Origin of the sequence: Comamonas sp. MYb396, from assembly GCF_037479555.1 — a bacterium.
GTDB lineage: Bacteria > Pseudomonadota > Gammaproteobacteria > Burkholderiales > Burkholderiaceae_C > Comamonas.
The window spans coordinates 321,216-335,803 of record NZ_JBBGYU010000002.1 but is presented as its reverse complement, the minus strand read 5'-3'; the positions used below and the strand labels follow the sequence as shown (position 1 = coordinate 335,803).

The window sequence follows — 14,588 nt, the reverse complement described above, 5'->3', positions numbered from 1 at the left end:
CCACGGCAGCCGCCGCCATCTACCGACCACGCCATGCCCCTGGTTCTGCGCACCCAAGTCGCCCTGCCTGCCAACTACCGCCCGCAGGACATGCTGGCCCTGCATGCCCGCGATGCCCTGCAGGCGTCAGAGAAGGTCGAAGGGTTGCGCGTCAGCAAGGGCTTGGTCTGGCAGGGCCAGCCTGCGCTGCTGCAGCTGGAGATGGTGGATGGCGCAGCGCGCGCGGTCGCCAGTTTGGCAGTCGATGGCACAGCGCCGACCGGCAACGACCCCGCTGCACTCGATGCGATGCTGGCGCGCATGCTGGGCCTGGGCGATGGGGCGGACCAGCTGGCACTGCAGCATGGCCAGCACCCGGTGCTGGGCCCCTTGTTGCTGAGCCAGATGGGGCTGCGTGTGCCCGCCAGCAGCAGCCCGTTTGAGGCCCTGGTCTGGGCCATCACCGGCCAGCAGATCAGCGTGGCAGCGGCCATTGCGCTGCGCCGGCGCCTGATTGCAGCCACGGCCGTGCAGCACAGCAGCGGCATGCTCTGCCACCCTGATGCCAGCGCACTGGCGGCTTTGACGCCCGAGCAATTGCGGGCAGCGGGCTTCTCGGTCAGCAAGATTGCAACCCTGGAGCGCGTCTGCGCCGCCGTGCTGGATGGCAGCCTGCCGCTCGATGCCTGGGCCGCCCAGCCCTTGCAGGCGCAAGACGCCCAGGCGATTGAAGATGCGCTGCTGGCCATCAAGGGCATTGGCCCCTGGACCGTGCACTACGCCTTGCTGCGTGGCTTTGGCTGGCTGGATGGCAGCCTGCATGGCGATGTGGCGGTGCGCAATGCGCTGGCCCGCTTGCTGGATGTGCCCAGCGTCTCCCAGCGCGAGGCCGAGCAGTGGCTGGGTGCATTTGCGCCCTGGCGGGCGCTGGCGGCGGCCCACCTCTGGGCCAGCCTGTCGGCCAAAAGCTACTGAGGACTGGCTTCAAGGGCCTGCAGCGTATCGCCACTGGCCGGGCGCAGCAGGCCCAGCACCACCAGGGCCGAGACCGTGGCTATCGCCGCCAGCACATACAGCAGCTGCGCAAAGGCCTGGCCATAGGCATGTTGCAAACCCAGCGCCGCTGCCGCATCGGGCTGGGCGGGCAGCAAGGCCAGCGCCTGGCGCAGCTCGCCCATCGCCAACTGCTGGGCGGCGGTTTGCAGGCTGGCCGCATCCAGCACCGCCGGCAGATGTGGGGTTATCAAGCCGGCCAGCATCGCCGTTACCATCGCCAGCGCAATACCTTCACCGGCCACCCGCACGGTGCTGAAGATGCCGGTGGCCATGCCCGCGCGCTCCTGGGGCACGAGGCTTACCGACAGCCCATCCATCAGGCCCCAGGGCAGACCCGCGCCGCTGCCGATCAGCAAGAGCGGCAGCACCCTTGCCATGCCCCCGGCATCCACAGGCACCTGCGCCAGCCATACCAGGCCCCCGGCGGCCAGCAGCAAGCCAGCGGCCGAAATAGGGCCGGCGTGGAACCAGCGCGTGAGCCAGGCTGCTACCAGCGGCACCACCAGCATCGGGGCCGACAGCGCCAGCATCCACCAGCCCGCTGCCACCTCGCTGTAGCCGGCAATGCCGATCAGCTGCAGCGGCAGCAGCACCAGCAACACCACATAGCAGTAGCAGGTCGCAATGGGCAGCACCTGCACACCGATAAAGCGCGGGTAGCGGAACAGGCTCAGGTCCAGCATCGGCCGGGCCACGCGCCGCTCCACGGCGATGAAGAGCAGCAGCGCAAGCATGGATGCCAGCAGCAGCGCGATGACCTGCGGACTGCGCCAGCCCAGCGCGGCGGCCTGCACCATGCCCAGCGTCAGCAAGACCAGCATGCTGGTGAACAGCAGCGCACCGGGCCAGTCCAGCCCCTGGGCCTGCGGGTCGCGCGACTCGCGCATCGCCACCATGCCCACCAGCAAGGCGACCAGGCCCAGGCCAGCGCAGAGCGCAAAACCGGCCTGCCAGCCGGCCTGTTCGACCAGCCAGCCTGTCAGCAGTGGCCCAAAGGCCAGGCCGGTGCCAAAGGTGGTGCCCAGCAGGCTAAAGGCCTGGGCGCGCTGGGCCGGCGCAAACTCCTGCGCCAGCGCAGCCGTGCCGCCGGCCAACGTAGCGGCTGCGGCCACGCCTTGCAGCGCACGCAGCAGGTCAATCTGCCAGACGCTGCGCGCCAGCACCAATGCCAGGCCCGCGAGGCAAAAGGTCGACAGACCCAGCAAAAACAGCCGCTTGCGCCCCCACTGGTCGGCCAGTGCGCCAGCGGCCATCAGGCAACTGCCAAAGCCCAGCATGAAGGCATTGGTGATCCAGCCCAGGCTGGTGGCGCTGCCGCCCAGTGCACGGCCAATCGCCGGCGTGGCCACGGCCCCGCCAGAAAAGCTGAGTGGCAGCACCATTGCTGCCAGACAAACGGATGCCAGAACCATCCAGGGCCCGCGCCAGGCGGAGGGTAAAACACGGTGCATAGCCAACTCCTGCAAAAACACGCTGTGGAGCTTAATGAGGAATAGATTGCCAATAAACAGGCCGATCGTTGTTTAATTAACAACCAAATTTCCGTAATATGCGCGCATGGACAACCTGAACCACATCGCCGCCTTTGTGCAGGCGGCCGAGCGCCGCAGTTTTGTGGCCGCTGCCCGTGCCTTGGGCATCTCGGCATCAGCCGTCGGCAAAAGCGTGGCCAAGCTGGAGGCGCAGCTGGGCACGCAGCTGCTGGTGCGCACCACGCGGCGCGTGTCGCTGTCGCATGAGGGCGAGCTGATGTACACGCACTGGCGCCGCATCCTTGATGACCTGCAGGATGCGCAGGCGCTGCTGTCGAGCACGCAAAGCAGTCCCCGGGGCCTGTTGCGCATTGGCCTGCCCACCATTGGCTACCGCTTCTTGCTGCCGGTGATTCCAGACTTCCGTGCGCGCTACCCGGATATCGCGCTGGACCTGGACTTCAACGACCGGCTGGTCGATGTGGTCGAGGCGCGCCTGGATGCGGTGATCCGCAGCGGGATGCTGGCCGACTCCAGCCTCAGCGCCCGGCGCCTGGGCCTGTTCCGCTTTGTGCTCTGCGCATCCCCCGCCTATCTGGCGCAGCGCGGCCGGCCCCAGCGCCCCGAGGAGCTGGCGGCGCATGACTGCCTGCGTTTTCGCTTTCCCACCTCAGGCAAGCTGCAGCCCTGGCAGATGGGCGGTGACACGGCCGAGGCGCAGCAGGATGCCGCTGCCCACCCGCCGGCGCTGACCTGCAACAACATGGAGGCCTTGCGCGGCGCGGCGATCGGGGGCCTGGGCATCGCCTATATGCCCGATTTTCTGGCCCGCGATGCGCTGGCCGATGGCAGCTTGGAGACGGTGCTAGACGACTGTCTTACCTATTCCGGCCAGTTCAGCATCCTCTGGCCTTCGGGCCGGCTGATGTCGCCGCGCCTGCGCGTGTTTGTGGACTTTGTGGCCGAGCGGCTGTTCCAGCCACCGTCGCCATAAAGCCCATCGAGGCCAGGCGCCGGGGCATCAGCCGCCGTGTGCCGGAGCTGCCACCAGCAGGATGAAATGCGCGACGCCCCGGCCTTCGTTGGCAAAGTGGTGCTCGGTGTCCATCGCCAGCTGGGCGCTGTCGCCCGCCTGCAGCAGCACCGAATCCGTACCGGTGAAGACGCGCAGGCTGCCGGTCTCGACATAGAACACCTCGCGCGTGCCCGGGCGGTGCGGCGCGAAGTGGCTGGAGGTCTGGCCCGGCGGCACCGCATAGTGCAGCAGCTCCAGCCCCGGCAGCGGGCGGGCCAGCGCCAGGCGCACGATACCGGTGTCCTCATGCACAAAGCGCGCATGTTCGCCCGCGCGGGTGATCTGCGCCGGGGCAGGGCTTTGCACCAGATCGCTCAGCTCGCAGCCCAGGCCGCGCGCAATGGCCATCGCGTTGCGCAGGCTCACGCTCAGTAGCCCCCGCTCCACCCGGGACAGCGCCCCCGAGGTGACGCCACTGGCCTGCGCCAACTGGTCCAGGGTGATGGCCAGCTGGGCGCGGCGGGCGCGCACCGCCAGGCCGAACTGCAGGTCGGAGTCCGCGCTGGGTGGGGAGTTTTCAGTCGACATGGATTGACTATATTTCGTGTAGGAAATATTATTTGCCTATATGCAATTTCAACAAGAGCTCTCCCAATGTACCTGTTATTGAGTGCGTCGCCGGTCCTGGCCGTTATCGCCGGGTTGCTGCTGGGCCTGCGGTCGCTGTATGCAGCGCTGATCGGCGTGGCGTTGGCGCTGGCCGGCTGTGTGATGGCGTTTCCGCTCAGCGCGCCCGCAGCGCTGCAGGCACTGGCCGGCTGGATGCCGGTGCTGGCCGAGGTGCTGCTGATTGTGGGCGGGGGCCTCTTGCTGTCCGAAGTGCTGCGCGCCGCCGGCGCGCAAAAAGCGCTGGCGCAATGGGTGATGGGCCGCACCGGTGAAGGCGTGGGCGCCGTGCTGCTGGTGGTGCATGGCGTCACGCCCTTTGCCGAATCGCTGACCGGCTTTGGCATTGGCATCACGATTGGCATTCCGCTGCTGGCGCACAGCGGGTTGCCGGCGCGCAAGATCGCGCTGATTGGCCTCTTGGGCCTGTGCGCCGTGCCCTGGGGTTCGATGGGCCCGGGCACCTTGGTTGCCGCGACGATGGCCGGGCTGTCATTTGATGCGCTGGGCGTGGCCTCGGCAGCGGTGAGCGTGATACCGATGGTGGTCGTGGGTGTGGCCGCTGCCTGGCTGGCCAGTGCGCCGGGCCGGCGTGGGGCAGCGATGCTCAAGGGTGCGCTGTCAGGCCTGCTGCTAGCGGCGGCGATTGGTGTGAGCAATGTGCTGGCGGGCACATCGGCGGCCGGGGCCTTAGGCGCTTTGCTGATGACCGTTTTATGGCTGTGGCTGGGCCGGCGGGGGGCGGCAGCTTCAGCTGACAAAGCCGCTGCGCCGCTCGGTCCCCTGGGCTGGCGCGCGCTGGCCGCCTATGGCTTGCTGCTGCTCGGTGTGCTGGTGGCAGGGGCCGTGCTGCGCGCCTTGCAAGGCGCGGGCGCCTGGCATTTGCTGGCATCCCCTGCACTGTGGCTGTTTGTGGCGGCGGCCTGGTTTGCGCGCGGCCTGCCAGCGCCCAGCAGCCTGCAGCGGGTGTGGCAGTCCTGGCGCCAGGTGGCGCCCGTGACGGGGCTGTTCATCGTGCTCGGCGTGGTGATGGCCGTGTCGGGCATGGCCGCGCAGCTGGCCCATGCCTTGGCGCAGGGCGGCAGCGCCTATGTGTTTGCTGCGCCTTTTGTGGCTGCGCTGGGCGGCTTTGTGACCGGCTCCAACACGGGGGCCAATGCGATGTTTGCTGCGACCCAGGCCGAGATTGCGCAAGCCCTGGGCGTCGCGGTACTGCCCTTTATGGCGGTCCACAATGTCAGCGCGGCGCTGCTGCTGATGGCCTCCCCCGGCAAGGTGGAGATGGCCTGCCAGCTGGTGCCTGGGGAGGCGCCTGGCGCTGCGCAGGCTGAGCGCGCCTGGGTGCAGGCGAAGGTGCTGCTGGTCACCGGGCTGGCGGTGCTGCTGATGGCGGCACTGAATGTGCTGCTCAGCGCCGTTCTGCAGCAGCCTTAGGCGCCAAGCTGCCGGCCAGCTCAGGCAGCTGCGGCTGGGTTTGCCGGGCCGAGGTGTTGCTGAGCCAGCGGCCCAGGTGCTTGCGCTGGCAGACCTGCAGCTCGCTCAGCAGCGCATGGCTGGGGTCGGGGATATGCCAGCGGCTGCGCAGGTCGGCCTGCATGCGCAGCAGCAAATGGGCGGTCATTTCTGCATCGGCCAGCGCCCGGTGGGCCTTGTCGGCCGGCGGCAGTTGCAGATGGCGCACGATCTTGCCCAGCGAGTGGCTGGGCGCCTCGGGGTAGAGGCGGCGCGACAGCAAGACCGTGCAGGCAAACAGGCTGCCGACAGGCGCTGCGGCCGGGCTGGCTGCGCAGCCTGCGCGCTCCAGCTCATCCAGCCAGAACTTGCTGTCAAACGATGCGTTGTGTGCCACCAGCGGCGCCGTGCCGACAAAATCTGCTGCCTCGCGCATCACCTGCTCAGCGGGCGCCGCCGCCTGCAGCATTGCGGTCGTGATGCCGGTGAGCTGGGTGATGAAGCTGGGCATGCGCTGGCCGGCATTCATCAGGTTCTGGTAGCGGTCCACAATGCGGCCGTTCTCGACCATGACAATGCCGACCTCGGCCGCCCGCGCGCCATGCGCCGGGCTCATGCCGGTGGTTTCAAAGTCGAGAATGGCGATGCGTTCGGACATGGCGGGGCGGGTGCTGGAGGTGCTCGGCAATCAGGTTACCGCATGGATGCGGTTGAACTCGGGCTTTTGCCATTCGCCCGATTCCAGCACCTGGCGCAGGTGCTCGACCGCGTTCCACACGTCCTCAAAACGGGTGTAGAGGGGGGTGAAGCCAAAGCGCAGAATGTCCTTGTGCGGGCCGTTGCCGCCATCGCCCTTGCGGAAGTCACCGATAACGCCCCGAGCGATCAGCGCCTGCACGATGGCGTAGGCGCCGCTGCCCTGGCCGTCCACGCCCGCGCCGTCGTCGCGCGTGAGGCACACCTGCGAGCCGCGCGCAAAGATATCGCGCGGCGTGGCCAGGCCCAGACCGTAGCCGGCGCAGCGGGTCTCCACCAGCTCGATGAACAGGTCGGTCAGCGCCACGGACTTGCGGCGCAGCGCCGTCATGCCGCCGTATTTCTCGGCTTCGGTAAAGATGTCCAGGCCGCACTGCAGGGCCGACAGCGCAATCATCGGCTGGGTGCCGCACATGTAGCGGCGGATGCCGGCGGCTGGCTGGTAGCCGCTGTTGAAGGCAAACTGCTCGGCATGGCCAAACCAGCCCGACAGCGGCTGCCAGAACTTGTCGGTATGGCGCGCATGCACCCAGACAAAGGCTGGGGCGCCGGGGCCGCCATTGAGGTATTTGTAGCTGCAGCCCACCGCGTAGTCGGCGTTGGCGGCGTTCAGGTCCACTGGCACGGCGCCGGCGGCATGGGCCAGGTCCCAGACGGTCAGCACGCCCTGGGCATGCGCATCGCGCGTGACCTGGGTCATGTCGTGCATATGGCCGGTGCGGTAGTTCACGTGGCTGAGCAGCAGCACGGCTACGTCGGTGGTCAGGCAGGCGGGCAGCTCCTCGGGCTCGATCAGCACCAGCTCCAGGTTGTGCTGCTTGCACAGCGACTCGGCAATGTACAGATCGGTGGGGAAGTTGCTGCGCTCGCTGATCACCTTGGTGCGCGGCGCCGGGTCGGAGAACTCCTGCTGCGACAGGCGGATGGCCGCGCTCAGCACCTTGTAGAGGTTGACCGAGGTGGTGTCGGTGAACACGACTTCGCCAGGCTTGGCGCCAATCCAGGGCGCAAACTGGTCGCCCAGGCGCTGGGGCAGGTCGATCCAGCCGGCATCGTTCCAGCTGCGGATGAGGCCCTGGCCCCATTCACGCTGCACCACATCGGCCACGCGCGCGGCCGTGGCCTTGGGCAGCGGGCCCAGCGAGTTGCCGTCCAGGTAGATCACGCCGTCGGGCAGGTCGAACAGGTGGCGCAGCGGTGCCAGCGGCTCTTGCTGGTCAACGTCGCGGCAGGCTTCCAAGGTGGTCATGGCTATGTCTCTTTGTCAATGGTGGCGGGCAGGCGCTGGTGGGCCAGGCGCCTGCCGCAAGGGATGGGGTGGTTCAGACCGAGGCCTGATTGTAGGTGCCGGGCAGCGCGCGCAGCACGGCGCGCACCGGCGAGGCATCGGCCTGCACAAGCTTGAGCGGCAGCGCGATCAGCTCGTAGTCGCCCTCGGGCACGGCGTCCAGCACCAGGTTCTCCAGCACACGCATGTCATGGCGGCGGATGGTCTGGTGGCTGGGCAGGGCCTTGCTGTCGGCCGGGTCGATGCTGGCCGTATCAATGCCGATCAGCCGCACACCCAGCGCAGCCAGGCGCTCCACGGTCTCGGCCGCATAGGCGGTCAGGCCCGCATCCCACTGGGTTTGCGGCATCTGCTGGTAGGTGCGCACCAAAACGCGCTCGGGCAGGTCGTCGTTGATCGCCTGTTCGATGTGTTGCCACTCGATCAGCGGGCCGCAGCCGATCGCATGGACCACGCGGCAGCGGCCCAGGTAGGGCGCCAGATCAACATTGCCGATGGTCGCGCCATCGGGGGCGTAGTGCAGCGGCGCATCGGCATGGGCCCCTGCATGCGGGGTGCTGGTGATGCTGGCCACATTGACCGGGCAACCCGGCCCGATGCTGGCCACCCATTGCTGCTGGTAGGGCGTGTCGCCGGGGAACACCGGCATGCCGACGTAGACGGGCGGCGAGATGTCCCAAATGCTTGGCGCAGAGTGAGGCGTGTTTGGCATAGCTATGCAATGTATCAGCGCTTGCGGTACCAGATCAGGTAGACGGCGGTCATCACCAGCAGCATGGGCACGCCGATCAAGGTGGTCATGTGGAACACATCGGTGAAATAGGTGGTGATGATGACGGCCAGCATCAGCACGGCGCCCAGCAGGGTCAGCACCGGAAAGCCCCACATGCGGAACTGCAGGCGCTCGCCCGGATGCTCGCGCTGCCAGCGGCGGCGGAAGAAGAGGTGAGTGACAAACACCATGAACCAGGCAAACATGGCGCCGAACATCGAGATCGACATCATCAGGGTGAGCGACTCCTCGGGCTTGAGTACGTTGAGCACCATGGCGACCGCCATGCCCAGGCAGGAGATCGCAATCGCGCCCATCGGCACGCCCCGGCTGTTGACCTTGCCCAGCGCTGCTGGCGCATAGCCGCCGCGCGAGAGGCTGAACATCATGCGCGAGGTGACATAGAGCTGCGCATTCATCGCCGAGAGGCTGGCGACCAGCACCACAAAATTGAGCACGCTGGCCGCGCCGGGAATGCCGACGATCTCCATCACCTTGACGAAGGGGCTCTTGTCGGTGCTGGCATGGCTCCAGGGCACGATGGCCAGCATCAAAGCCAGCGACAGCAGGTAGAACAGCACCAGGCGCAACACCGTGGTCTTGAACGCCGAGGTGACCGCCTGGCGCGGGTTTTGCGCCTCACCGGCGGCAATCGCGATCGACTCCAGGCTGAGGTAGCTAAAGATGGCGATGATCACCCCCACCCAGGTGCCCCACCAGCCATTGGGGAAAAAGCCCCGGTCTGCGGTGTAGTTGGAAAAACCCACGCCCTCGGGCCGCGAGCCGAACACCACATAGGCGCCGATCAGGATAAAGGTGACGATGGCCACGACCTTGACCATGGAGAACACATATTCCATCTGCCCAAAGGCCTTGACGCTGGTGGCATTGACGGCGGCCAGCACGACCGAGAACAGCGCCACCCAGACCCATTGCTCCACCTCGGGGAACCAGTACTTCATGTATTTGCCGACGGCGGTGACTTCCATCCCCACCGCCAGCACCACGGCCGCCCAGTAGGCATAGCGCACCACAAAGCCGGCGAGCGGGCTGAGGTAGTGCTCAGCATAGGCGCCAAACGAGCCGCTGGTCGGGTGCGCGACGGTCATCTCGGCCAGGCAGCCCATCAGCAGCAGGCCGATGAGCGCGCCGATGGCGTAGCTGATGAGCACGCTGGGCCCGGCGAAGCCGATGGCAAATGCGCTGCCCATGAAGAGGCCGGTGCCGATGGCGCCGCCGATGGCGATCATCGTCATTTGGGCTGCAGTGAGTTGCTGCAGCAGCCCGCGTTCGCGGCGGGCAATCGATTCAAAAGGGGACACGGGTGGTTTTGCCTGTTATGCCTGTGGTGACGCTGGGGCGGCTTTGCGGGCCGCTGGTGCGCGGGGGAGGTGGGGATTTTAGGTTTTGTGGGGAATCCATGTCGCTTGTTTGTGACATGCCTGTTAGATGGGCTTTTAACTTTGCAAGTTGTTGCTGGCCGGGTCTCGCCCCGGCTGGCGAGGTACTTTTCTTGCGCGGCCAAGAAAAGTACCCAAAAGAAGGCCGCCCCTGCTGCTTGCGACCCTTCGCGTTGCGAAGGGCAACCTGTGCCGTGGCGTTTGCGGGGCGTGCCGCGAAACTCACTACGCGCTGAAAGCGCTCCGTTCGGACAGACGCGGCAAGCTAGTTCACGATGCACTGGCACTCTTCGGTGCCAGCGCCACCCCGCAAACGCCACGCCCCAGGCGCATGCAAAAGGGGGGTAAACATCAAAACAGCCAAATGCCAATAGGCCATCGCTGCGCTTGGCCTGCTTTTGGGGCCGAGCGCAGCGATGGCACATGTCTGCTCAGTTTCCCTTCTGAATGCGCCGAGGAGCACAGGGTATGGGCTGGGCAGTTGCACCGGAGAGTGCAACTGCTTCGTGAACTGACTCACCGCGTCTGTTTGAACGGAGCGCCTTTGGCGCGTAGTGAGTTTCGCGGTGCAGCCCATACCCGAGCACCACAGGTTGCCCGTAGCGAAGCGAAGGGACGCAGTCAGCAGGGCGACCTTCTTTTGGGTACTTTTCTTGGTCGCCAAGAAAAGTACCTCGCCCGCCGGGCGAAATCCGGCCAGCAAAAGACAAAAGCGCCGCAGGCATACGAATAAGCAAGAGCTGCACTAGGCCGGCAGCATACGATGACCAGCAGCAGCTAAAAACAGCATCAGACCTCAAAAGGCTCAACGAGCAGAACAAACCAAATCCCAACTCAACCCAAACTTCTGCAAATACTTCCTCAACCGATCCGCATCATTCACCACCGCCCTTTGTGCCCGCGAAGCCTGAAACAACTGCCGCCCCGCCTCCGACAAACTGCCAGAGGCACGACACACCCCCACCACCGCCGCCAACTGCATCCGGTCAAACAAATCCATCGCCTCAATGGCATCTCCAGGCAACAAGGCCTCCAACGCCACTTCAGCAGAACCACCGACAGACGAAGCCACAGCCTCCGGCCGCTGCCACAGCCACTGCAGCCGCCCAATCTCCGCCTCCACCTGGTCCTCGGTGATACGACCACTGGTCGACAGCGTAGCCAGCCGCGTCACGCTCGCATGCAGATCGCGGAAGTTGCCGCTCCACAGGGCTTGCGGGCTCTGGGCGAACTGCAGGTAGCGTTTGCGCGCTTCGGCGTTGAAGCGCTCGGTGCGGTGGGTTTGCTGGGCGTGCTGCACCAGCAGGTGGTCGATATTGGGCTCGATGTCTTCGCTGCGCTGGGCCAGGCCAGGCAGGTTGTAGGTCCAGAGGTTGATGCGGGCAAACAGGTCTTCGCGAAAGCGGCCGGCGCTGACTTCCAGGCGCAGGTCGCGGTTGGTGCCGGCTATCAGCTGGAAGTCGCTGCTCACTTCCTTGTCCGAGCCCATGGGGTAGAAGCGCTTTTCCTCGATGGCCATCAGCAGCATGGCCTGCTCGTCGGCGCCCAGCTCGCCGATTTCGTCGAGAAAGAGCAGGCCCTGGTCTGCGGTGCGCAGCAGGCCGGCGCGCTCTGTGGCGGCGCCGGTGAACGCCCCTTTCTTGTGGCCAAACAAGGTGCTGGCGGCGCTGTCGCCGCGCAAGGTGGCGCAGTTCACTTCGACAAAGGCACCGCTGATCTGGTGGCGCGCCTTTTTCAGCTCGTACATGCGGCGCGCCAGAAAGGACTTGCCTGCGCCCGTAGGCCCCACCAGCAGCATGGGGGCCTGCGAGCGGCCTGCCACCTGCTCGATCTCGGCAATCAACTGGTTGAAGCGGGGGTTGCGGGTGGGGATGTGGCTTTTGAGAAAGGCCACCGCATCCTGCTGGGCCTGCGCATGGCGGGTGGCCAGCGCGTCGTAGCGTGACAGGTCCAGGTCGATCAGCGCATAGTTGCCCGCCGCGCCATCGATCTGCCGCTTGGGTGGCGAGGCCTGCAGGATCACGCCGGGGATCGTGCGCGACTCGGCCAGCAAAAACAGGCAGATCTGCGCCACATGGGTGCCCGTGGTGATGTTGAGCCAGTACTGGGCCTGGTCGCTGTCGAAGTGGTAGCTGCTGGTCCAGTCATAGAGCGCGCCGTAGACCTCTTCAAAGTCCCAGGGGTCGCGGATCGGCAGCTCCACCAGGTGGACTTCGGTCTCGGGGCTCACGGTGGCAATGTCCTTTTGCACCAGCCGCGCCAGGTCCACATGCGCGCGGGTGTAGAGCAGGTCCATGCGGGCCACCACCATGTCTTCATGCTGGGTGATGGCCACCGAGGGCCGCCATTTGCTCCAGCGGCCTGCGCCGCGCCCGCTGTCGAGCTGGGTGCCGAGAAAGCCGATGACGGTGATGGGTTTCATGCGATTGCGATCTTGAAGACGATTCCATATTATAAATATCTTATCTGGAAAGATAAAAATAACGAGACGATGCTGAAGTGAGGATTGGCAGTGATATGAAAATTTATATATAAATCAATAATTTATTTTTGGAGGAGTGCTGGGTATAAAAGTTGGCACGCTTTTGGCAATAAACCTAACAAGCGCCACGTGGCGTGAGTTGGGGAAAGCAGAGCAGGGTCTCTGCTTTCCCGAGGCGTTGAATGAACAAGAAAGAAGAACACCATGGTCAACCTGCAACTGTTTCAAACCTACAAGGGCGCCCAGCTGGCAACGGCGGATGCCACCAACCAATCGGGTATGGCGGCCTATGCATTTGGCCCGCAGCACCAGCTGGCGCAAATGGCGCTGACCGGCTGCCTGGGCCAGACTTTTTATGCCAGCCCGCAGGACCAGCTCTCGCAACTGATGGACGTGCTGGCCAAGGTCGAAGCGACTTTTATTGCCAAGACGGCCATCTATGCCCGTGAGCGTGGCTATATGAAGGACATGCCTGCCGCGTTGGCGGCGGTGCTGGCCGTGCGTGATGTCGAGCTGCTGGCACAGATCTTTCCCCGCGTGGTGGACAACGGCAAGATGCTGCGCAATTTTGTGCAGATCCTGCGCAGCGGGGTGCTGGGGCGCAAGTCGCTCGGTACCCGGCCCAAGAAGCTGGTGCAGCAGTGGTTGCTGACGGCGACGGAAAAGCAGTTGCTCAACGCCGCCATCGGTAGCCAACCCTCGCTCGCCGATGTGGTCAAGATGGTGCATCCCAAGCCCGATGAGGCATGGCGCGCTGCCTGGTTTGCCTGGCTGATTGGCAAGTCGTATGACGAAGCCAGCCTGCCACCCATCACCTTGGCGTTCGAGCGCTTCAAGCGTGCGGTGGCCCAGGGCCAGATGCCCGAGCAGGTGCCGGAGGTGCCGTTCCAGATGCTGACCGCGCTGGGCCTGGGTGCGCAGCAGTGGGCGCAGATTGCGAGCCAGGGTTCGTGGCAGATGCTGCGGCAGAACCTGAACACCTTGGCGCGCCATGGTGTGTTTGAGCTGCCCGGTATGGCTGAGCGCGTGGCCGCCAAGCTGCAGGATGCGGCAGCCGTGGCCAAGGCCCGTGCGATGCCTTACCAGCTGCTGTCGGCCTACCAGGCTGCGGGCCAGCAGGTGCCGGCTGCCGTGGCAGAGGCGCTGCAGGATGCGATGGAGCTGGCGACGGCCAACGTGCCGCAATTTGCGGGCCGGGTCGCCGTCTGCCCCGATGTCTCCGGCTCCATGGGCTCGTCGGTGACGGGGTACCGGGCCGGTGCCGCCAGCAAGGTGCGCTGCATCGATGTGGCCGGCCTGATGGCGGCTGCCGTGCTGCGCAAGAACCGCGAGGCGCGCGTGCTGCCCTTTGAATGCAAGGTGGTGCCGCTGTCGCTCAACGGCCGTGATTCGGTGATGACCAATGCCTCCCGCTTGGCGGCTGTGGGCGGAGGCGGTACGAATTGCAGTGCGCCGCTCAAGCTGCTGGCCGATGAAAAGGCGGCCGTGGACCTGGTGATCCTGGTCTCGGACAACGAGTCCTGGGTGGATGGCAAGCGCTCGGGTGCGACGGAGACGATGCAGCAATGGGCGCGCATCAAGCAACGCAACCCCGCTGCCAAGCTGGTGTGTATTGACATCCAGCCGTATGCGACGACGCAGGCGCAGGAGCGTGCCGATATCTTGAATATCGGTGGTTTCAGCGATGCGGTATTTGATGTGGTGGCCCGTTTTGCCGAAGGCAAGCTGGGTGCCGCACATTGGGTAGGCGAAATCGAGCAGATCGTGCTGCCCGCCCAGTAAGCTGTGTTTTATCTGCTGTTGGCGAATGCCGGTGTGACTACATTCCAAAACTGTTGCGTCACACCACCAATCTGGTCGCCAACGGTGGATATCGACAATGAATAAGGTTTAAAAGGTTTGGGTGGCTTGCGGCGAATGCCGGTGAAATTACAGCCTTTAACGCTCGAGGGAGCAGGTTCGAGTCCTGCCAACGCAAGTTGTAGCTCATGGGTAGAGCACGAAAAATATTTCACCTTTTTAGTCGCTGCAGGTGGCCCATCTGCACAAGATTTTTGGTTTGCGCGAATGCTGGCAAGACTACATTCGGAACGCCGGGGGTTCGAATCCTCAGCCGGGAAACCGGTGTGGCAGTTGTCTTGCCGACCCTGGTCGCGCTTTTGTTGGGATAGTGTTTTTGGGAAGGTTTGCATCGCTGGCTGCGAATGCCGGTGGAACTACATTGGAATCCGGCGATGCGGGTTGGAATCC

Annotated in this window: 12 protein-coding genes; 4 read left to right on the top strand and 8 right to left on the bottom strand. The window is 65.2% G+C overall.

Features of this window, described 5'->3' with window-relative positions; translation table 11 throughout:
* Positions 1 to 33 precede the first annotated feature (33 nt).
* Positions 34 to 954 carry a DNA-3-methyladenine glycosylase 2 gene (locus tag WH265_RS05700; RefSeq protein ID WP_339557639.1) on the top strand — a complete coding sequence of 307 codons (921 nt, stop codon included), beginning with the start codon at positions 34 to 36 and terminating at the stop codon, positions 952 to 954.
* On the opposite strand, the gene WH265_RS05695 is transcribed toward WH265_RS05700, so the two are convergent.
* Complete coding sequence (locus tag WH265_RS05695) at positions 948 to 2,486, bottom strand: MFS transporter (RefSeq protein WP_339557638.1); 1,539 nt, start codon at positions 2,484 to 2,486, stop codon at positions 948 to 950. The two genes, WH265_RS05700 and WH265_RS05695, sit on opposite strands and share 7 nt — an antisense overlap.
* 106 nt (positions 2,487 to 2,592) lie before the next feature.
* Here WH265_RS05695 and WH265_RS05690 point away from each other — a divergent pair, with 106 nt between their 5' ends.
* Complete coding sequence (locus WH265_RS05690; protein ID WP_339537702.1) at positions 2,593 to 3,501, top strand: LysR substrate-binding domain-containing protein; 909 nt, start codon at positions 2,593 to 2,595, stop codon at positions 3,499 to 3,501.
* A 27-nt stretch (positions 3,502 to 3,528) separates the two neighbouring features.
* Here WH265_RS05690 and WH265_RS05685 read toward each other — a convergent pair whose 3' ends face one another.
* Positions 3,529 to 4,110 carry a helix-turn-helix domain-containing protein gene (locus tag WH265_RS05685; protein ID WP_339557637.1) on the bottom strand — a complete coding sequence of 194 codons (582 nt, stop codon included), beginning with the start codon at positions 4,108 to 4,110 and terminating at the stop codon, positions 3,529 to 3,531.
* Positions 4,111 to 4,176: 66 nt separating this feature from the next.
* Between WH265_RS05685 and WH265_RS05680 the strand changes: the two genes are divergently transcribed.
* The gene (locus WH265_RS05680; RefSeq protein ID WP_339557636.1) at positions 4,177 to 5,622 is read left to right on the top strand and encodes an L-lactate permease; all 1,446 of its coding nucleotides are present in this window, start codon (positions 4,177 to 4,179) and stop codon (positions 5,620 to 5,622) included.
* Here WH265_RS05680 and WH265_RS05675 read toward each other — a convergent pair.
* The 5 genes from WH265_RS05675 to rtcR all read right to left on the bottom strand — a co-directional run bounded on the left by WH265_RS05675 (position 5,597) and on the right by rtcR (position 12,278).
* Entirely contained in the window at positions 5,597 to 6,298 is a 702-nt protein-coding gene (locus WH265_RS05675) for a 3'-5' exonuclease (RefSeq protein ID WP_339557635.1), read from the bottom strand. The two genes, WH265_RS05680 and WH265_RS05675, sit on opposite strands and share 26 nt — an antisense overlap.
* 30 nt (positions 6,299 to 6,328) lie before the next feature.
* Complete coding sequence (kynU, locus tag WH265_RS05670; RefSeq protein ID WP_339557634.1) at positions 6,329 to 7,645, bottom strand: kynureninase; 1,317 nt, start codon at positions 7,643 to 7,645, stop codon at positions 6,329 to 6,331.
* 73 nt (positions 7,646 to 7,718) lie between these two features.
* Entirely contained in the window at positions 7,719 to 8,396 is a 678-nt protein-coding gene (gene kynB, locus WH265_RS05665; RefSeq protein WP_339557633.1) for an arylformamidase, read from the bottom strand.
* Between the two features lie 14 nt (positions 8,397 to 8,410).
* A complete protein-coding gene (locus WH265_RS05660; RefSeq protein ID WP_339557632.1) occupies positions 8,411 to 9,778 on the bottom strand; it encodes an amino acid permease in 1,368 nt (455 codons plus the stop codon).
* A gap of 883 nt (positions 9,779 to 10,661) precedes the next feature.
* A complete protein-coding gene (rtcR, locus tag WH265_RS05655) occupies positions 10,662 to 12,278 on the bottom strand; it encodes an RNA repair transcriptional activator RtcR (RefSeq protein ID WP_339557631.1) in 1,617 nt (538 codons plus the stop codon).
* 264 nt (positions 12,279 to 12,542) lie between these two features.
* Here rtcR and WH265_RS05650 point away from each other — a divergent pair, with 264 nt between their 5' ends.
* Positions 12,543 to 14,120 (top strand): vWA domain-containing protein, encoded by a 1,578-nt coding sequence (locus WH265_RS05650; RefSeq protein WP_339557630.1) that lies wholly within the window; start codon positions 12,543 to 12,545, stop codon positions 14,118 to 14,120.
* 8 nt (positions 14,121 to 14,128) lie between these two features.
* Here the strand turns inward: WH265_RS05650 and WH265_RS05645 are convergent, their stop codons facing one another.
* Positions 14,129 to 14,530 (bottom strand): hypothetical protein, encoded by a 402-nt coding sequence (locus WH265_RS05645; protein WP_339557629.1) that lies wholly within the window; start codon positions 14,528 to 14,530, stop codon positions 14,129 to 14,131.
* Positions 14,531 to 14,588 lie beyond the last annotated feature (58 nt).

Coding starts and splice junctions, on each gene's coding strand:
- WH265_RS05700 (WP_339557639.1), top strand. CDS start 34: ATGCCCCTGGTTCTGCGCACCCAAGTCGCCCTGCCTGCCAACTACCGC.
- WH265_RS05695 (WP_339557638.1), bottom strand. CDS start 2,486: ATGCACCGTGTTTTACCCTCCGCCTGGCGCGGGCCCTGGATGGTTCTG.
- WH265_RS05690 (WP_339537702.1), top strand. CDS start 2,593: ATGGACAACCTGAACCACATCGCCGCCTTTGTGCAGGCGGCCGAGCGC.
- WH265_RS05685 (WP_339557637.1), bottom strand. CDS start 4,110: ATGTCGACTGAAAACTCCCCACCCAGCGCGGACTCCGACCTGCAGTTC.
- WH265_RS05680 (WP_339557636.1), top strand. CDS start 4,177: ATGTACCTGTTATTGAGTGCGTCGCCGGTCCTGGCCGTTATCGCCGGG.
- WH265_RS05675 (WP_339557635.1), bottom strand. CDS start 6,298: ATGTCCGAACGCATCGCCATTCTCGACTTTGAAACCACCGGCATGAGC.
- kynU (WP_339557634.1), bottom strand. CDS start 7,645: ATGACCACCTTGGAAGCCTGCCGCGACGTTGACCAGCAAGAGCCGCTG.
- kynB (WP_339557633.1), bottom strand. CDS start 8,396: ATGCCAAACACGCCTCACTCTGCGCCAAGCATTTGGGACATCTCGCCG.
- rtcR (WP_339557631.1), bottom strand. CDS start 12,278: ATGAAACCCATCACCGTCATCGGCTTTCTCGGCACCCAGCTCGACAGC.
- WH265_RS05650 (WP_339557630.1), top strand. CDS start 12,543: ATGGTCAACCTGCAACTGTTTCAAACCTACAAGGGCGCCCAGCTGGCA.
- WH265_RS05645 (WP_339557629.1), bottom strand. CDS start 14,530: ATGCAAACCTTCCCAAAAACACTATCCCAACAAAAGCGCGACCAGGGT.